This window comes from Pseudomonas sp. ADAK2, assembly GCF_012935755.1.
In the GTDB taxonomy this organism is placed as follows: Bacteria; Pseudomonadota; Gammaproteobacteria; order Pseudomonadales; family Pseudomonadaceae; genus Aquipseudomonas.
The window spans coordinates 914,767-934,326 of record NZ_CP052862.1; the positions used below are offsets into that span (position 1 = coordinate 914,767).

Genomic DNA, 19,560 nt, shown 5'->3' on the forward strand with positions numbered 1-19,560 from the left:
CTCACAGGTGCGTGGCGGCCAAAATGCATGGATCATCCGGCCAGCTCAAACGCCTTCGGGGGGAACTGGAATCAACGTGTTTCTCTCATTACGCCACTGCATCAAATAAGGATGAGATGTCGATACACAACAAACTGGCCATCCATCACCGACCATTGGCCACGGTGCACCTTTAGAAAATCACGGTTAGTTTTAAAGTAGCTCCACTCGCTCTCCTGCGAGACCCGACGAAATTTGCGCCTTACCAACGCTCCACCATTTCGTTCGGGTTCACCTGGCAATGCCCTTGGTTCAGGTGATTTTATGGCGTCCTCTGGACGCCTTTTTTTTGTGCCATTCATTGCGCCCCAAAGGGCATTACAAGCGCAAAAAAACCGGGGAGTCGTAAGACACCCCGGCCCTGAAACCAACGAATCGAAAAAACCGGAACCTACAAAAACTTGATGGGGTAGTCGACAATCAAGCGGACTTCACTGCGATCGACTTTTGCTCCCTCGGCATCCCCGCGGTGCCAGGCCTGGCGGGCACGCAACAGCACCTTGGCTGGACCGAATTGCTTTGTATACCTGAGCTCGACGTTGGTTTCACGCTCTCGATCATCCTTACCGTAACCGTAGACTTGATAAGGGCTGTCCTCATCCATCTTCGTCCCATCAATGCCTCTGCCATTGATATAGCGCGCCATCAGGCTCAGACCCGGAACGCCGTAGGTATCGAATTTCAAATCATAACGTGCCTGCCAGGACTTTTCTCCGGGGCCATTGAAGTCAGAGTACTGGACAGAGTTGGCCAGGAGAATCGAGTCGCCATACGCGCCCGCCCCGTTATCCCCGAAAGCAACATAGTCGAACGGCGTATCCCCTCGCACGCTCTGATAGGCCAGAGAGAGCGTATGGGCGGTAAGAAATGTATAACCGGTATACAGGGACCAAGATGTATTGTTGATGTCCCCTGCTTCGGCTTTTCCTTCGTCCAACGTCCTGTAGATGTTGAAGCTCGCCGCCAACGTCTGTCCATCAGACAGCGGCTGACGGTAGTTCAGGTCTGCGTAATACTGATTCCAGATATCTTTGAACTGGGAACCGTACAGCGAGGCGGACAGCACGTCATTTATCTTGTACTTGGTACCGGCGAAATCGACGCTGGGCGTCGTCTTGTTGGCGTAGTAAGCAAACAACTCGCCTTTGGAACTGGTCGTCGTCGGCCCGTATCCCGCGGTGAAATGTCCCGCCTCAAGATCCAGCCCTTCAATCTCCTTGCTGAGCAGATTAAAACCTGTCGCCATCTGTGGCATGAGGCGGCTTCCGCCTGCCGCAAAGACCGGAGCAGTTGTCTGCATCTGCCCCCACTTCAATAAGGTTTTTGAAGCCTGGGCTTTCAATACCCCGCCGGCATGGCCGTAGTCATCTTCCGGTTTTCCATCACGCCCTATCGGCAGGTTACCGGTACGTGTGGTCCCACCTCCGCCATCGAGCTTCACCCCCAAATAGCCAAAGGCATCGAAGCCGAATCCAATCGGCCCTTCGGTGAATCCTGATTTGTAGTTGGCCAAAAATCCCTGCGTCCAATCCTTTTTGTCTTTTGCCCCTCGTGTATTGTTCTGGCCGAAATAGTAGTTACGCAAAAGCAGCTCAAAACTACTATCACCGATAAAACCTTTTGTGGCAGATGAAGTGTTCGCACGTTCATCGGCTTCTACCAATTCTGGCACGGCGATGGTAACTGCCAGCGCAATAAGCCCCTGCTTAAAAGACTGTACCTTGTGTGTCATTTTATCCACCTCAACTCGTTGACCTTATAGATGGCTCTGCTCATTCATACGCTGTAGTTGTCAACAAAGAGCACCGCCAAGCCGCGCGCCTATTCCGGCGCGCACTTGATGATTTAGGGTTAGCGAGAAACTTTTAGGAGATCGGTTTTCCAGTACTCAAGCGCATGAAGTCTTGCCTCGCGCTTTTGTTCGGCATTCATCTTCCCATACCCTTCTTGCAGATGGTCAAGCCAGAAGCCGTAGGTCGGGTTTGGCAGTACTACGAAGCGTTTTCCGAATTGATCTTTCAACTCGTCAACTTTTTTGTTTCTTTCTTCGCTGGTCGGCATTTCGAAGGCTTTAGAAAGATCGATCAGGTTATCGCCCATCAACAGAACGATATCGTGCGTCTGTAAAACTTTCTGTCTGCGCGGCTCTTTGGTCGAACTGCCGTTTCTATCCATGAACAGCAAATGACTTTCCTCGACCTGAGGAAACCCGAGTTTTTTAAGGTTTTTCAGGGTTCCCGGAACGTTCTCCAGATAACGGTTGGACACGTAGAATATATCCACACCTTTTTTGGCTACGCCATTGAGAAACTCAACAGAACCCGGCGTTGCGGCTGCATCCGCAACATCGGCCCATTCGTCCCAGAATGGGTAATCATCCGTTCCATCAAGCGCTAGCAACGCCAGATAAGGGCCGTTTTCCAGAATGGTTTCATCAATGTCTATCACGATTGCCGGCTTTTTCTTATAGCTTTTATCCACCAGCGCCTTATCCAGGATCATTCCACCTAAATTGAAGGCCTGATAGAACAGTGCTCGTGCCTCCGCCGACTGCTGAAGCCACAGAAGTGCATTGACATTGTTATTTTCGAAGCCACCCGACTTGGTAACTGCCGTCGTTCCTGGCAAGGGTGTTTTTACGTCAACTGTTGTTCCTTCGGCGAAGGCCACGCCCACTGCAAGCGAAGAAACAACCGCAAGGGAAGCAAAAAAACGAGTCGTTTTTTTCATAATTTCAATCCATCCACTATTAGTAATGACGCACGATCTTTCGGCAAAGCGATCACTCAACCCCTTCGCAAAATCTACTTATATGGTTCGTGTTTTTTTGAAACTCGGACTGCAGCGCGATAAACAAATGAGTTTAAAAACTCCAGGTCACCAAGGTTTGAAAGAGGTGCGAAGTATCGTTGGCACCGAATGACTGCTTCGCGGCATCTCCCGGCAAGGCAACGCCATACAGTGCGCTAACTGTAAGTGATGGCGTAGCTGTCCAATTCACGTACAAATCCACTTCCTTCCCGAAGTCACGGCTGTCGATCCCGGTCGGTGCTTTATCCAGGCGAAAGCGATAGCCCATCAAACCAACCGTGACATTTTCCCTTGGCTGGATAGCCAGTTTGAGCAAATCGATATTCACATTGCTGTTGAAGAGCATGTACTCACCGACAATCTCGCCTTGGTACCAGGTACCGTATTCGCCGCCGTAACCATAAGTCATCGGATCGTAATCATCGGAGTATTGAGTGCGGCGATAGGTCAAGGTCGGCTTCCATTGCACGTCGGTGAAGGCATAGCTCAGTTGCGCGTACCAACCGTGAGCCGATTTGTCTCCATCACCGCCCTTCTGCCACACGTATTCACCCGCCATGCCCACCTGAGGAAGCGCCGCGATTGGCGTGCCCTTCGCCCTCACGTCATAGACATCGACCCCATCCCGCAAGGGGTTATCGGCGTCCAGGGTATGGTAGTAAGTCGCACCAAGTGTCCCCAGAGTATCTCGCCATTCGAGATTGCCGCCGCGCATACGCAGGTTTTCTTTGTAATTGGCATAGTCCAGATCAGAAGTTGCGATCAGATCAAACAGGTCAGCATGAATCTTGCCGGTATCGAGTTGAGCGATGAACGTCTGTTTGAAAGCGGTGCGCGGCCCAATCCAGGCTGCGGCGTCTTTACCCTGGTCCGTATTACCATCACCGATCAGGAAGCCGTCGCCTATCATGAAGTTCTGTCGACCAGCACTCAGCTTGATTGCATCTTTGCCAAGGTCGGGCAACAGGTCACCGCTTTTCCAGCCGACGTAGGCTGCTTCCAAACCGATGGACTCCGGATCATCGTGAGTGAAACCGCCTGCATCGCTGCCACCGCGGGTCATTGCACCGACGGCTGAAACCCCACCGAATACGGTACCGTAGGCGGTCTGCGGACCAGTGAGTTTCACCCCGGGCAGTGCAAAGCCTTCAAATCGACTGGAGTTGCGATCGGTTTCCAGTCCGATGCTGCTCGTGCGCCCACCAAACGCTTGATCGCGATGATTCAGATAGGCAGCGCCCAACGTCACCGAGGGTTCTACAAGCACATCACCTACATTGAAGCTCTCAAGAGCAAAACTTGAACCCGCGTACAAAGCCCCCACGCCCGCAGCCAAATAGCGAACCGAAACTTTCATAACCTGCCCCTTTCTCAATAGCCATGATGTGAAAATTGACGCACCAACCACTGGCGACTTGATAAGGATTGTCTGAGTTAGTGGCAAAGGGCTAAAGGCGCAAACGGGTCAAAAAGGGGATCGAACAAGACACAGATCGATCCAGCCTGGCAGCGACACATCAGTGCCGAACGCGAGATCGATACTGGGAGGGCGTGCAGCCACTCCAGCGTTGAAAGGCTCTGCGAAAGGCCGCCGATTCACTGAAACCGAGTTGCTCGGCAACCCGCGCCACCGGCACCTGCTGCAACAGCAATTTCTGCGCACGTTCATAACGCAGCTCGCCCAGCACCTCATTGAAACTAGTACCGGCGGCACGTAGATGACGTTGTAATGTTTTGCTCGAACAGTCCACGGAGTCGGCAACGTTCGTCAGGGTTGGAGACTTGTCGAATTGGGCGCAAATGGCTGAACGGACATTGCTCAGAAAATTACGCGGAACCTCAAGGCTGAACTTCAATTCAGAGCACTGCTTCTGCATTTCACCGTGCGCTGCCGGATGAGCCCACGGCAACGGCAGATCGAGCCAGCAAGCATCAAACATTAGCGCACAGGACGATCCCGGCCCCATCGACACTGGGCACTTGAAATGGGCTTGATAGGTAGTGCAGTCGGCGCTCGTAGCACCGCGAATATTGACGGCCAGCAATGGCAGGTCTTTCCAGAGCAGGTTGCTTATCAGCCTCTGCAATGCCATCGAACAGAACTCGACGGCCAATAAACGCAGTTCAGCTTCTATCTCGAAGGTGTCACTGATATGGAGCGTCGCAACGCCGTTGTCTTCGGTCAATTTCAGGACGTAACCCGTGCCGAGAGGTAATGGGTATTCAAACAACAAGGCCAGTGCGGCTCTGAGATTACTACTGGAAAGCAGCGTGAATCCGAAAATCCCATAGGACGCCAACTTGCATCGACTTCCCAGCACAAGCCCAAGGTGCCTGTCGCCTGTCAGACGCAAGGCATTGCGTAGAATCGTGAATTCCTGGGCTGATGTAATGAGTTTCAAGCCCTGATGAAGCTCTTCAGCCTTGAGATCGACTCCCTGTAATAGCGCTTCAGTTGCATGTCCGGTCTCACAAATCAGTGAGTCGACCAGTGCGATGAAATGCATCGTAGCCATCCGATCAATCTCTTGATCCGTGGACATTGCCATGACGTGGATCCCCCTCGATAACAATCATGAGAGGAAGGGTAGGCTTGGCCTTTGCCATCAAACAGGTGGTAAATGACCAATAATGCACGTGGAACTGGCCGATCTCCACACCTTGAAAATCACCCCTCGAGGATCGTCTTCAACCACAAGGTTTTCATGGTCTTGAGCAGGGCGTCCCAACTCACCGACTCGGCTCCGATCTGTTTGTTGTAAAACATTACGCCTTCGATTTGAGAGGCAATCAGGATCGCGTGAACCCTTGCTTTCTCGAGCGATATCGAAGGGTTAACTTCCACAATCAACTCGCTGAGTGTCTGGCAAAAATCACCGTAAATCCTCTTCAGCAAGGCATTTACAACCTCATCATGTTCTGCCAACGCCCAGACCTGGAATGAAAACGAAGCAATCCACGGGTCTAGCGTGGCGGCCATGTCTCCATCGAGTATTGCCATAAAGCGCTCTTGAGGCGGCATAGCGGTGTTGCTGGCGATATCGTGAAAAAGCGTGACAAAACTCTCTATTTTGGCCCTGATCATCGACGCCAGCAGGTTTTCAGTCGTCCCGCAGTAGTGCTGGAGGTTGCTCAAGCTGATGCCCAGTTCGCTCGCCACTTTGCGGGCGGAAAACTGCGCATAGCCGTCGCTGACGAAAATGCTCGCGGCGACTTCTATGATGTCTTCGATACGCTGAACACGTTTTTTTTCGCGAGGACTTGCCGTTCTCTCAAACAACGACTCGGCTCGTGCAGTTTCCGTTGGCATTAGACGCTCCCTCCAGACTCAAATTAATTTCATGAACATGCCAGTTTGCTCGGTCCCGGTCCAGACGCAAGGGTAGTCCCTGCAACGTCCGGTTGACGTCGCCCACCCGAAAAGATTGCAACGAATTTTAGTTCCTTCGCTTGACATAGGTCAATCGACCGTATTTTATAGGTCAATCGACCTATGCGTATTTTTGCGTCAAACACGACCGAGCAATCAGAGCGATTAATCGCCGCGTTCAGTCTGTAGCGATTTTTCTTAACTGTGATCATCACCCTCCCCGGCCCGCCATAACCGAGTAATCCGTATCGGCTCCTGACTGATGGAACCCAATCAGATCAGGGTTTGCACGCGATCAATCGACGAGGGTTGTGAAATGGTCTCAATACACACGTCACCCATCACCTTGGACGACAAGGTTTTCTCGACTGCCGAACTCCTCGCCGTGGTCGCGCTCGCCAAACATCGGCCAGATACGGTGGAAGATTGCCTTGCTAGCGCCGCGCTCACACAACAGGCCCTGGATGAGCCTTCGACCAGGGTCTCCTTGAATCAGCTTTTCATGGTCCTCTCCTCTTGCTGCTCCGCCATCAAGGACCCATTGCTGGCGCTGCGGGTCGGCCAGCAGTTGCACCTGACCGCCTACGGCATGGTCGGATTTACACTGCTGAGCAGCGCAACGCTGGAAGAGGCAATCAATATTGCCAATGACTTCGCCTTGCTGATGAACTTGAAACAACAGCTGCACCTGGGGCACCAGGATGGCCTGACAAAAATTACTTTGATCGACCATCTCTCCTTACTTGGCGCGGACAAATACTGCTGCGGGCTGCTGGAAACCGCGAAAGTGCTCACGCTGCTCAGAGATATTCTGGGACAGGATTTCTCACCGGCCCGCGTCACTTTGAATTTCAGTGGAAGCGAACAGGATGCCGAATCCATCAGCGGTTTGCTGCAAACATCTGTGACTCTGAACAGCCCGGAAAATAGCATCTGTTTCGACACCCGCTATTTGGGTACCTCGTTGCCACAGTCTCACAGCATCACCCATAACACCTGCAAAACCCTGTGCAAACACCAGCTTCGGGAAATCAGCCTACGTTATGACCTGTGTTATCAAGTGCAAAGGATCCTGCTGTCATCGACCCACCGCATTCCAACCCTCCCGGAAATCGCTGACCAACTGCACCTGTCTCCCCGTACATTACGACGGCGCCTGGAAGCGGGGAAGACCTCTTACAACCAGATCCTTGAAGGTGTTCGCAGAAAGCTGGCCATCAGTTATCTGCTTGACACCCCCATGACGACTGAAGCCATCTCCGAAAAACTCAGCTATAGCGACGCTGCAAATTTTCGTCATGCCTTCAAGCGCTGGACCGGCACTGGCCCAAAGGCGTTTCGTTTGCAGAATCGAGAGATCGACTGCATGCCCATTGGTCTGCACGCTATTGCAGGCAATAGTCGATCATCGAGTATTCCGAGCGTGAGGCACACTTGACGCAACCTGACCCGGTTGAACGAGAAAAGCTCCGATCAACGATCGGAGCTTGATAAAAAATCGCCAGCCGCTAAACGGCTTTCAGCGTCGAAATACTTCGTACACCGCCGGCAATTCATCCTTCTCATAGCCTTTGGCTGCAGCCTCATCCACATAGCCGGCAAACAACTCGAGCAGACCATGTTCCACCCCTACATGTTTCGCGCGCTTGAGCAAAGAGCGTACACCTAGCGCATGCACATGAACGGACGCTTCATTACCGGAGTAGTCTTGTTTATCGACCAGATCGACCGTACGTTGCCAGGTGGCTTCAATGACAGGTTTGAAGACATCCAGCGCGCCTTTCAGCGTCTTGATATCGACGCCCTCGGCAGCCAGCATCGCCGCACTCTGCATCAGGCCGAAGGCGCTGCCGTACATAATGGTCAACAGCCCACCGTCGAGCAGATTGGCGGCCTCGGGCTTCTCGCCGACATAGGTCATACGCCCTCCCAGCAGCTTGAGTTTCGACGCCCAGTTGTCCCAGACGTCGCACTCACCCGATACCAGCAACATGCACTCAGGCTTACCCACCTGGGTCGGGTAATCCATGATTGCCCCGTCCAGATAGCGAACGCCGAATTGCTCGGCCCACTGAGCGCCGAGACGCGCTTCGCTTTCGTTACCCGTGGTGAACTGCACCACCGTTCTGTCTTTGAGTAGCGGCTTTATCGCCTCGACATGGAACAACGCGTCACTGGTTTCGTAATCGGCCAAACAGACAATGATCAGCTCTGAGGCGGCAATGGCGTGCTCGAAGCTGGTCGCCAAACGAGCGCCCGATTTCACCAGGGCCACGCTTTTTTCGGGCGATCTGTTCCACACCGTGGCAGTCAACCCCTCCTCAAGAAATGGCAGAACCAGGGCAGCGCCCATTTGCCCCAAACCAATGAACGTAACGTCGGACTTTTCCATATCAATCCCTTCTGACTAATGAACAACTCGGCGACACATAGCGTGATGCCGGGCTAACTCTAGGCAGGCCCGCATGATTGAAAAAGGTGATTTGTGGCCAACAAAGAGTCCTTGGTTGATCGTGACATCCGTGAGCGGACCAACACCTTTCCACTGTTCAAAGAGGTTGAAACGACCAAAGGCGAGTGCCAAAAGTTGTGGCCGTCGAGCATTTGAATTTTGGCCCCCGCTCACCTGTTGGAGGATGTCGGGACGCCTCTACTATGAGCTCACGGGCTAGATGACCGAGCGGCGGACGCGGCGGCAAAGCCCATCTTCAACGGTGGATAGATATCAAAAATGAGCATCATCCAAGCACAACACATCATGCTGAATGACCCGGCTCACGCCCGTGCCGCCTTCGATCCGAAGTACTCTTATGGGTCGGCCTTCACCAACGGCATCTACGTCGATCTTGATCACGCCACCGTTCCCTTGTCCGATCTGGGTTTCACACAGGCCGACGCCGTCTATGACGTAGTCAGCGTCAGCAAGGGCTGGCTGTTTCGTCTGGAAGATCACCTGGAACGCTTCGAAAAGGGCTGTGCCAAGTTCTACTTGCGCAACCCGTACACCAAGACTCAGACCATCGACATCCTCACCACACTGGTGAAACAGGCGGGCACCAAAGAAGCTTACGTCTGGTGGGCGGTCACCCGTGGCAAACCGCAGGACAGCGCACGGCGCAAAAATCCGGACAACTACGAAAGCCGCTTCTACGCCTTCGTAGTGCCGTATGTATTTATCTGCCCGGACGAACAGCGTACTCGCGGTATCGATCTGATGGTCAGCCAAAAATACCTTCGTATCCCCCCCGAGTCCGTGGACCCGACCGCCAAGAACTTCCACTGGATGGACCTCAAGCTTTCGCTGTTCGAGGCCGGGCGGAACAAGTCCGACTGGTCGGTGCTGTGTGACGCCAAGGACAACCTGACTGAAGCTCCCGGCTCAAACATCTTCCTGATCAAGGACGGGGAACTGTTCACTCCCGACTCCGGCTGCCTGGAAGGTATTACCCGAAAAACCGCCCTTGAACTGGCAGCACAAATCGGTATGCCGATTCATGTCGAAAAAGTTCACGTCGAGCAACTGCGCAATGCCGACGAAGCCTTCTTGACCTCCACCGCTGGAGGAATCATGCCGGTCAACTCCGTCGACGGCAAAGTGCTCGGGGGTAAAGCAGGCCCTGGCGAACTGACAACAACACTGCACAACCTTTATTGGACCAAACGCTGGGATGGCTGGCTGGGCACCCCAGTCGATTACAGCCACCCCGCTTGAGGGTCGCGATGAGCCTGGGGCTTTCCTCTGCGCAAAGCCGCTTCTGCCCCCTTCAATCCACCCACCCTATTCAGCCTGACGAAAGGTTTTGACCATGGCCAGCACAAGCAAAAACGTCTTCAAGGAAATCACGATTGATACTCCCAAAGAAGAGGTTCTGAAGATCCTCGCCGAGGACGCGGGTGTCATCATCAAGGGCTTGTTGAACGCAGAGCAAGTCGCTCGATTCAACACCGAGATCCAACCGGAAATGGACAAGATTCCTGCCGGCTCCTCCAAGATCAATGAAGGGGCCCAGGATTTTCACGGTGCTCAAACCAAACGTTTGACCAACCTGGTAACTCACAGCAAGACCTTCCGTGAAGAAATCATCGATCACGACAAAGTCCATCAACTGGCCCATGCGATCCTCAGTCCATGGTGTGACACATACTGGATGGGCACCGCTCAAGTCATCGAGATTGGACCAGGTAACAAGCCTCAACCGCTACACCGCGATTTCGAGAACTACATGGCATTCAAGGAAATGGGCGTTAAGGCCCCGGATGTGATCTGTAACTTCCTGATTGCACTCACACCGTTTACCGAAGAGAACGGTGCCACCCGGATCATCCCGGGGAGTCAGAACTGGCCCGACTACAACGACCGGGGCACCCATGATCAGACCGTACCGGCGATCCTGGAACCCGGCGATGCATTGTTCTTTACCGGAAAGATCGCCCACGGCGGCGGCGCCAACGTTACCGCCGATCAGTACCGCCGCGGCGTGGCCTTCACCTTCAACCTGGGTTGGCTCGTGCCAGAAGAGGCCTATCCATTTGTCGTCAACATGGACCTGGTCCGGACACTGACACCGCGCGTGCAGCAAATCCTGGGATTCCGCTCCTTCACCGCCGACCTGTATGGCCTGCCTGGTCTGTGGCAGGTCAATTACGAAGAGATCGCCGATTACATCGGCCTGAATCCTCCGAAATAAGCCTTGTCGCGCAAACCGTGGATAGTGCTCGGCAAGACTGTCCACGGTTTTTTCGAGCCTGACTTCATTGCTTTCAAGTAACGGCCTTTTCCCGGCATATGTTTGCTGTTGGATCGCCTGTTTTAGGCTTTTTTTGTGAGGCTTGCCATGTCTTTGACTAACTCGGTCGACAACAGCGTCAGCATTCTAGGCATGGGTGCAATGGGCAGCACGCTTGCGAAGACGTTGCTACAGAACGGTTATCCGGTGACGGTTTGGAACCGCAGCCCGAAGCGCTGTGTTGCACTAGCAAGCGTCGGCGCTACGGTTGCCATCGATGTTGCAAACGCAGTCACCAGCAGTCGGTTGATCATTATTTGCATGATAGACAAGTTGGCCGCTGAAGCTGTTTTGCATGACTTACACGATTCCCTGGATCTACAGGGACGCACCATCGTCAATCTCAGTACCGGCGCCGTGGCCGATGTGAAACGTATCTGCAGTTTCGTTGAACGGCACAACGGCGTTTATCTGGACGGCGGAATCATGTGTTATCCGAAGGACATTGGAGGGCTCAACACAGCCATCCTGTACTCCGGAAATCACGCCGCCTACACCCAGCATGAAACCACGCTGCGCGTGCTGGCTGGCAACCCGAAATACCTCGGGACTGACCCAACCACCTGCACCCCGACCTATCTTGCGTTGTATGCGTTCTATTTCGGCGCTCTCGCCGCCTGGCTCGAAGGTGCCGTTCTGGCAAGCAGCGCCGGCGTGACGCCACAGGCGTTCGAGCAGCTTTCGCCGATCATGATCGAGATGCTGGCAGACGGGATCAAAACAGCCAGCGATCGCATCAAGGACGATAACTACGGCGGTGATCAGGCGTCTGTCGATGTCCATGTCGCCGGCCAGGAAATCGTCCGCGATGCCTTGCGCAGTGCCAACGCCCCATTCGCGGCCACCGATGCGTTCCTTACCTACTGCAACATGGCCCAGAACAAAGGCATGGGCGAGCAAGACATCGCTTCGCTGTTCCGCGCCATGCATCCCTGACATAGCCCTCTTCGACTGACGGAGAATTGACATGACTACAACGCCTCACAGAATCGCAATCATCGGCCTGGACACTGTTGGCAGCAACATCGCACGCATCCTGGCGGGCCAGGGTTTCCAGGTGGCAGGGCTCGATCCGTTGCGGTGCAATCTGGTGGCGCCCTGCGATGGCGTCAAACTGCTGCGCAACCTGGAGCAGGCCATCGAAGCCAGCGATGTGGTCATTGCCTGTTTTCCGGATCAGCTCCTGATGAATGCACGGCTGTGCAGTCCTGAAACCACCTTTGGCCTGCACGGCAAAGCGTTGATCAGTTTCAACACTTCGCACACGCGCCCCGCCGCATCGGCACGTTCCATGGGCGAATGGGCTCGTAGCGAGCATATCGACTACCTGGAAATCCGCCTCGACAGCCCCGCGCCAGACTCAAGCCACAGCGCCTGGCAACTCCGTTGCTCCGGACCACGCCGGGCTTTCGAACGCCTGAAACCGCTGTGCCAGAAACTCAGCAGTTCGTTGACCTATCTGGGCACCGATTGCGGCGCCATTCTGGAACCATGACCGGCGTTTGACTCGCCCCTCTCTCCTCTCGCTATCAGGCTGCGTCGACATGCCACGTACTCTCTCGATCAAATTCAAAATCGTGGCCCTGACCGGGCTGTGTTCGACACTGACACTGGGCGCGGTGATCGGCACCAACCTCTACGAAGCGAACAAAGCAGACCGCCTCATACGCGAACGCAGCAGTGCAACTCTCGAAGAGGCCGCGCGTCGACAGCTGACGAGCAGTGGTGAAGTTCAGCGTCTGCTGGTGAAGAAAAAGTTCGATGATGCGTTGTTGCTGGCTAACGACCTGTCCAGGCTGTTTCTGTATATGCGTGGGCAGATTACCGAAGGACTTTCGAACGAAAGCGATACTCGCCGCAATCTCCTGCAGCAAACCAGGCTTAGTTTGGCAGCCCATCCCGAGCTACTCGGTATTTTCGTTGCGTTCGAGCCAAATGCCCTCGCAGCGGGTGATGCCTCTTTCCAAGGCAATTCCGAACTGGGTGGCAATGCCACAGGCCGCTATTCCAGCTACTGGTCACAAACCCGCCCTGGACACCCAGAGTTGAGCATATTCGAAGAGGAAATGTTCAACAGAACAACCCCGGATGCCAGCGGAGTTCCGTACAACTATTGGTATGTCTGCGTAAAACAGACATTGGCCCCCTGCCTCACCTCACCCTACGCCGACGTACTCGACGGCAACCCTGTCCGGTTGATTTCTTTGGCGGTACCCGTGATTGAAAATGCCCGTTTTATAGGCGTTGTTGCCATCGACATCAACATCACCGACCTCCAGAAACAGAGCCAGGAATTGGCCGCATCGCTCTATGCTGGTAAAGCAACTGTTAGCGTTATCAGCAACACTGGCGTGGTCGCCGCCAATAGCTCGAATGAGCAAGCCAGCGGAAAAATGGCCGACGCAGTCGGACTTGGCAGCCAGCAACAATTCAATTCCGCAGAAACGGCTGGAACGACCCGCAGCCAACAGAATGGCGACACCTTTCAACTGCTGTCGTCCTTCGAGCCCTTACCTGGAGCGGCCCCTTGGTCAGTGAAGATAGACGTGCCATGGGAGGTGTTGATGGCACCGGCCAACACTCTGGGCACGCAACTCGATACCCAACGCTATGATTCAACGTTCAGGCTTGTGGGGCTCGGTGCCCTGCTGGCGATCATAGGCTTGGCCCTCATCGCGTTGAGCACGCATAAAGTGTTCCGGCCGCTCAAATCCATTACGGACATGATTCGAGAGATCGCAATCGGTGAGGGTGATCTGACCAAACGCATTATCTACGCACAGAAAAATGAGCTGGGCGAACTCACTGGCTGGCTCAACCGTTTTCTGGACAAACTACAGCCCATCGTTCGTGACATCCAGGACGCCGCCCAGAAAACCCGAGAAGCGGCCGCTCAGGCCTCCCTCGTCGCCAGTCAGTCACATGAACGTCTTCAGCAACAGGCTGGCGAAGTCGATCAGGTGGCCACCGCCTCTACCGAAATGGCCGCCACGGCCCAAGAGGTCGCACGCAGTACCTCTTGCGCTGCGCAGGCGGCGCAAGACACCGACAAGGCAGCGTTACAAGCCAGGCGCATTATTGAGCATGCAACCCAGGCCATCGACAAGCTGGCTCTGGGGATGACCGGAACCATGGCTCAGGTCAAAAACCTAGCCACCAGCAGCAGCCAGATCAGCAGTGTGCTCGAGGTCATCAGAAGCATTGCCGAGCAGACCAACCTTCTGGCTCTGAACGCTGCCATCGAGGCTGCCCGGGCAGGTGAAGCAGGTCGAGGTTTCGCCGTCGTCGCCGACGAAGTCAGGACGCTGGCCAAGCGCACTCAGGACTCAGTCATTGAAAGCCAGAAAGTCATCGAATCGTTGCTGGAGGACACCGATACCGTGGTCGGTGCGATGCAAGACAGCCATGAGTTGACACAGGTCAGCGTCGTCGAAGTGGGTAAGGTGGTCGAGTCGCTGCAAAACATTACCAATGCCATCGGCCAGATAAACGAGATGAACCTGCAAATCGCTACCGCGACTGAAGAGCAAAGCGCGGTAGCCGAGGAAGTTAATCTGAACGTGAACAATATTCGAGACCTGACCCAAGCCTTGAGCGTGAGCGGCAACGAATCCGCTCAGATCAATTCGGAACTTGATCAGTTGGCCCAGACACTCAGCGGAAAGGTTCAGCAGTTCCGCGCTTGACATAGGCAATCCACCTAGCAGTCGCTGCTCGACTATCGGCAGCGCGGTCCCCTCCTCTGATGCCTGCGCCCCCTCCGGCTGCAATCATGATGCGCCATACCAGAGCCCTGATGGCTCTGGCACACGCCTGCGCCAAGTTTTTCGATAATCCCCCTTCCGCTCGTCATCAGGGCGCAGCATTTTTTGAAACACGCTTGACTTAGGTCGTCCGACCGAATTAAATAGGTCACACGACCTACTAATGAAGTCCAGGTCAGATAAAAGCGATTCCTACCTACATAGATCAACAAAAACAGGGCCTGTACGCAGCGCCTTAGGTCAGGAGATAAAAAGATGAGAATGACAGCTCACAACACGGACAATGGTCATCGTTCACAAATGACCACCGGCCATGATGGACTCTTCGTTTACCGAGCAAACATTGCGCGCCACCTGTCGACGCCAATCTCCTGCTCACGCCCCCGGCCTGCCCTGACCGCGTTTTACACATGAATGAACTGAAGTGATCTCCAGGCACAACACCTCGGACATCACCCCAGTCTTTCCTGCTTGGCAACACCTGCGAGGGCCGTACGATGAGCATCAATGAAGCAACCCCTGTCACCTTGGACGATAAGGTATTTTCAACGACCGAAATTTTGGCCGCAGCGGGATTGCTCGGTTTTGACGAGACCACGCTCAGCAGCTGCGTCAAGACTGGGTCGCTTTCGATCCAGGACCTGTACAACCCACAGACAAAAATCTCGCTGAACCAACAGGAACTGATCCATAGCGCATTCGTACAAACTGCACAGAACCCTCTGCTCAGTCTGACGGTGGGTCAGCGCTTGCACCTGACCTCCTATGGCATCGTCGGTTTTGCGATGTTGAGCAGTGCGACACTGCTGGAAGCTCTGGAAACGGCCAGCACCTTTGGTGTGTTGATCAATCTTAAATTCGGCTTGAGCCTGCATCGCCAAGCAGGGCACGCCGAGCTAAAACTCTTTGATCAATATGGGCTCGTCTCTCTGGAGTGGAAGTACTGGCTGTGCCTGGAAGTGTCCAAGCTGCTCACGCTGCTGCAAGACATTCTGGGCAAAGACTTCAATCCCGAATACATCGACTTGAGCCTTACCGGAAACGCCAGCGAAGCAGAAGAAATTGGCCGGATTCTTGGTCTTCCGGTACGGCTGAACAGCAGTGAGACTCGCCTGGTGTTTGCCGAGGAATGGCTGGAGCGCAAACTGCCCCAATCCAACAGCATCACCCATAGCAGCTGCAAACTGGTCTGCCAGGCGCAGCACAAGGAAATAATCCAGAAGTACGACTTGAGCTATCAGGTACAAAACCTGCTGCTCAATTCGAGCAGCAGCATCCCCTCCCTTTCCGACGTCGCCGACCGACTGCATTTGTCGCCGCGCACATTGCGCCGCCGTCTGGACGCCCTCGGCACTTCCTACAACGCATTGTTGGTCGAAGTACGTAAAAAACTCGCTATCCGCTACCTGCTGAACACGCCCATGACCACCGAGGCGATTTCCGAGCATTTGAACTACAGCGATGCAGCCAACTTCAGGCACGCCTTCAAACGCTGGACCGGACGCTCGCCTCGAGAGTACCGCGTGCTCAATCGAGGACACGAACAGCCAGTGAGTTTCAGCTATGGCAAAAACTACGGCAGCCCCCACAGCGTGAGCGCCTTCAGTCTCTGATAAACGGGTTGAGCTTCGGCTCGACTCAACTTGCATGACTCGATCCGACACCCGGGCGAGTCAGCCCGGCAACCAGCGCTTCCACGAACAAGCGTCAGGGTGCCGGTATTTCCAAGTAGCAAGTGCCTTGACAGGTGGACGTAGATGTCTGGTCTGCGTACTGAAAAAGTGTCCAGTTTCACTATTTCGAATGGCCGCCATTCACCTGTTGGACGCATCGCTCGCACCTTAAGCTGCTTGCAACGCGCTTCATTTTTCAAACCGGCGAAAGCACCCGGAACCGAACAACCCTGCTCACCCAGAAACCCTGTAATGAGGACAACTCCATGCGTTTTATCGATCAAGTAGCCATCGTCACCGGTTCGAGCTCCGGCAACGGCCGGGCCATTGCACTGGCCTTGGCGGCAGAGGGGGCCCGGATCGTGTGTTCGGATCTGGTTCAAAAGGCACGCCCGGAAGGTTTTGAAGCCGACCTGGACATCGACACCGACGCCTTGATCCGCAAGCAAGGAGGCCAGGCTGTATACGTGAAAGCCGACGTCTCGAAATCCGCCGATGTCGAGAACCTCGTGAAGCAGGCAGTCGAACACTTTGGTCGGCTCGATGTGATGATCAACAACGCCGGAGTCTGCATCGAGCTGAAGACCATCGTCGAGGAGACCGAAGCAGATTACGACCTGACTATGAACGTCAACACAAAAGGCGTCTGGCTGGGCTGTAAATTCGCGATCACTCAGATGCTCAAGCAACCACCGCGTGCCGACGGTACTCGCGGACGTATCGTCAATGTCTCGTCGATCGGCGGGCTGGTAGGGCTGGCCCAGGAGCCTTCTTACTGTGCCTCCAAAGGCGCGGTGAATAATCTGACCCGTCAGCTGGCGGTGGATTTCGCTGCCGAGAAGATCAACGTCAACGCCATCTGCCCGGGTTTTCTGGCAACCGCCATGGTTCGTCAGGAGCTGGACGATCCGAAGATCAAAGCCATTTTGGAAAGCCTGACGCCTTGGCCGCGAATCGGAAACGTCCAGGACGTGGCCAAAGCGGTCACCTTCCTGGCCTCCGACGACGCCCAGTGGATGACCGGATCGCTCCTGACGGTCGATGGTGCTTACACAGCACAGTAATGAGGTAAACGAAGGGAGCAGTCGATGATTGCCGAATTCGAAAAAGCAGCGGTCTCAACACAGCGCAGCCTCAATTCAGCGAAGCACTTTGTTTGCGTGCGTCGCGAGTCCTGCAGGCAGCCCGTTGAGCTAATCTAACAATAAGAAGGCTACTGTAATGTCTAACCATTCCTGCCCAACTCACAGTAAAAGACTAAAACGGATCATGTTTTCGGACTGCATCCAGAGGGCATAGATATGAGCAAAGCTAATATAGAACCGAGCTCAGGGATGATCAGTACAAGCGAAAGCTTGAATAAGGACTTACTGATGCAGCTGGAGGAGATGTGCAATGGAGAACACTCCACTTCCGAATGCTGGTCGTCTGCTAAATCAACAATAAATGAAGCCGTTTATTGGATTGCACTGGGTGTGATTCTCTGGATTTCAACACTGTTGATCATTTCTTGAGTACAAATAAATGAAATCAATTGAATCATCTCATTCGATAGAACAGGAAGCGCTGGCAGGCAGATTGCCAGTGTTGAGTGGAGAACGGATTTATAAGTCGTACGGTTCATTCCTCTGGACCTGTTGCACATTTAGCGCGGCTACCTGGGCCTTCTTGATCGGTGGCTATCTACCCTACGTGGGAGACTGGCGATTAGGTGTCATGGGCTACGTAGTAGGGCTGATTATCGGGATGGCTGTCGTCACATTGGCTTCTGGCGTTCCCAGTTACAAATATGGAACCGATGTCATCGACACGGCCAAGTCATCGTTTGGCTATAGAGGCGCGATCATCCCATTGTTTGGCCTGCTCGCGACATTAGTCGGCTGGACCTTTGTCGTTCAAGCCTTGACGGCCCGAGGCGCGGCCAACATTGCGGCGACGGTGACAGGTTCAGAAATCACCGGCAACGCCCATGAACACCTCGTCATCGGCGTGGCGTTGGCGGCGCTGGTTCTGGTGTGGGCTATCGCCCTCAAGGGACCGAAACTTTTCGAGCGACTCAATGGCTACATTGGGCCGCTGCATATGGTGATTACCGTAGTAATGCTAGGTATCCTCATCAATAAGTTTGGCGTGCCGACGCTTTGGCATAGCCAGGTAGCTGCGGATCAAATGTTGACCAAGGACCCTATCCAGGGGTTTTCCCTGGCAGTCGAGTTTGGTGTTGCCAATGCCCTGACCTGGTGGCCGGTAATGGGCGGCTTGACCCGTCTGGTCAAGCATAAAAAACACATGATCGGACCTTCGGTCATTGGGGTCGGCATTCTTGGTGCCGCGATCATCTCCACCGTTGCAGCGTTGGCCGCCATCAGTGCCGGGACCTATGACCCTACGGTGTGGATGATTGCAGTGGGTGGCAAAGTACTTGGTTCAATCATCATGACGATTGTTCTATCAGCGAACATCGCCACCATGGTCGTCATGATTTACTTGTCAGCCGTGTCGATTCAGCAGATCAAACTATTTGCCCGAATCAACTGGGGGCTGTTACTGGCCCTTATATTAGCGCCAGGGCTTTACTTTGCATTTAAAACAGAATGGCTGCTGGCATCGGTAATGAGTTGGTTGTCCTACAATGGCGTCATGTTTGTCGGCATCACCGGTATAACACTTGTTGATTATTTCTTCCTGCGCAACGAGAAACTCGACCCTGCCAGCCTCTTTGCCACAAAGAACAGCCAATACACTTTCTGGAACGGCATCAACTGGGTCGCTGTTGCGGTCACATTTATTGCAATCTACGGTTATCTAAAACTTTATGATCCCGTCACTGCTGCAATGAGCCCAGGCTTCCGTTACTTCGGAGCTTCTATTCCAGTCCTGGTGCTTTCGGGTATTGCTTACTACTTGGCGATGCGCCTTATTGCACTGCCGCTGAAAAAAGGTGGCTACAATCTTGTGGATAAAGAGTTTAGCCGCCCAGCATTAGAAGCAACGCCAGGCAGCCTGAAAGTCAGCCTTTAAATCCCCTCCTTTCAACCGCCCCTTATGGGGCGGTGTCCTAGCAACTACCCTCTCCCCCCGCAAAGATCCAGCTTGCAGAATCCAAAAAAACCGCG

General features: G+C 54.1%; 14 protein-coding genes and 2 pseudogenes. 10 read left to right on the forward strand and 6 right to left on the reverse strand.

Annotation, left to right across the window (positions count from 1 at the left end; all coding sequences use genetic code 11):
• Window positions 1–430: 430 nt before the first annotated feature.
• The 5 genes from HKK52_RS04160 to HKK52_RS04180 form a co-directional block, all read right to left on the reverse strand.
• Entirely contained in the window at window positions 431–1,771 is a 1,341-nt protein-coding gene (locus HKK52_RS04160; protein WP_169369660.1) for an OprD family porin, read from the reverse strand.
• 119 nt (window positions 1,772–1,890) lie between these two features.
• On the reverse strand, window positions 1,891–2,769 hold the full coding sequence (locus tag HKK52_RS04165; RefSeq protein WP_169369661.1) for a 5'-nucleotidase, lipoprotein e(P4) family: 879 nt from the start codon (window positions 2,767–2,769) through the stop codon (window positions 1,891–1,893).
• A gap of 133 nt (window positions 2,770–2,902) precedes the next feature.
• Window positions 2,903–4,207, reverse strand: a complete 1,305-nt coding sequence (locus HKK52_RS04170; RefSeq protein ID WP_169369662.1) for an alginate export family protein — start codon at window positions 4,205–4,207, stop codon at window positions 2,903–2,905.
• 160 nt (window positions 4,208–4,367) lie between these two features.
• The gene (locus tag HKK52_RS04175) at window positions 4,368–5,399 is read right to left on the reverse strand and encodes an AraC family transcriptional regulator (RefSeq protein WP_169369663.1); all 1,032 of its coding nucleotides are present in this window, start codon (window positions 5,397–5,399) and stop codon (window positions 4,368–4,370) included.
• A 119-nt stretch (window positions 5,400–5,518) separates the two neighbouring features.
• Window positions 5,519–6,160 carry a TetR/AcrR family transcriptional regulator gene (locus tag HKK52_RS04180; RefSeq protein WP_169369664.1) on the reverse strand — a complete coding sequence of 214 codons (642 nt, stop codon included), beginning with the start codon at window positions 6,158–6,160 and terminating at the stop codon, window positions 5,519–5,521.
• Window positions 6,161–6,482: 322 nt separating this feature from the next.
• Here HKK52_RS04180 and HKK52_RS04185 point away from each other — a divergent pair, with 322 nt between their 5' ends.
• On the forward strand, window positions 6,483–7,658 hold the full coding sequence (locus HKK52_RS04185; RefSeq protein ID WP_169369665.1) for an AraC family transcriptional regulator: 1,176 nt from the start codon (window positions 6,483–6,485) through the stop codon (window positions 7,656–7,658).
• An 81-nt stretch (window positions 7,659–7,739) separates the two neighbouring features.
• Here the strand turns inward: HKK52_RS04185 and HKK52_RS04190 are convergent, their stop codons facing one another.
• Complete coding sequence (locus HKK52_RS04190; RefSeq protein ID WP_169369666.1) at window positions 7,740–8,612, reverse strand: NAD(P)-dependent oxidoreductase; 873 nt, start codon at window positions 8,610–8,612, stop codon at window positions 7,740–7,742.
• Between the two features lie 339 nt (window positions 8,613–8,951).
• On the opposite strand from HKK52_RS04190, the gene HKK52_RS04195 reads away from it, so the two are divergent.
• From HKK52_RS04195 to HKK52_RS04230, 9 genes and pseudogenes are all read left to right on the forward strand, one after another.
• Window positions 8,952–9,932, forward strand: a complete 981-nt coding sequence (locus tag HKK52_RS04195) for an aminotransferase class IV (protein WP_169369667.1) — start codon at window positions 8,952–8,954, stop codon at window positions 9,930–9,932.
• Window positions 9,933–10,026: 94 nt separating this feature from the next.
• Window positions 10,027–10,908 (forward strand): phytanoyl-CoA dioxygenase family protein, encoded by an 882-nt coding sequence (locus tag HKK52_RS04200; RefSeq protein ID WP_169369668.1) that lies wholly within the window; start codon window positions 10,027–10,029, stop codon window positions 10,906–10,908.
• A gap of 147 nt (window positions 10,909–11,055) precedes the next feature.
• On the forward strand, window positions 11,056–11,943 hold the full coding sequence (locus HKK52_RS04205) for an NAD(P)-dependent oxidoreductase (protein WP_169369669.1): 888 nt from the start codon (window positions 11,056–11,058) through the stop codon (window positions 11,941–11,943).
• 31 nt (window positions 11,944–11,974) lie between these two features.
• Window positions 11,975–12,502: an NAD(P)-binding domain-containing protein gene (locus HKK52_RS04210; RefSeq protein ID WP_169369670.1), complete on the forward strand. Its 528-nt coding sequence runs from the start codon at window positions 11,975–11,977 to the stop codon at window positions 12,500–12,502.
• Window positions 12,503–13,073: 571 nt separating this feature from the next.
• Window positions 13,074–13,835, forward strand: a pseudogene (locus tag HKK52_RS32925) (PDC sensor domain-containing protein); the annotation flags it as partial.
• A 342-nt stretch (window positions 13,836–14,177) separates the two neighbouring features.
• A pseudogene (locus HKK52_RS32930) lies at window positions 14,178–14,693 on the forward strand (methyl-accepting chemotaxis protein); the annotation flags it as partial.
• Between the two features lie 638 nt (window positions 14,694–15,331).
• On the forward strand, window positions 15,332–16,384 hold the full coding sequence (locus HKK52_RS04220) for an AraC family transcriptional regulator (RefSeq protein ID WP_169369672.1): 1,053 nt from the start codon (window positions 15,332–15,334) through the stop codon (window positions 16,382–16,384).
• A 326-nt stretch (window positions 16,385–16,710) separates the two neighbouring features.
• Window positions 16,711–17,508, forward strand: a complete 798-nt coding sequence (locus HKK52_RS04225) for an SDR family NAD(P)-dependent oxidoreductase (RefSeq protein WP_169369673.1) — start codon at window positions 16,711–16,713, stop codon at window positions 17,506–17,508.
• Window positions 17,509–17,968: 460 nt separating this feature from the next.
• On the forward strand, window positions 17,969–19,465 hold the full coding sequence (locus tag HKK52_RS04230) for a cytosine permease (RefSeq protein WP_169369674.1): 1,497 nt from the start codon (window positions 17,969–17,971) through the stop codon (window positions 19,463–19,465).
• The last annotated feature ends 95 nt before the right edge of the window (window positions 19,466–19,560 follow it).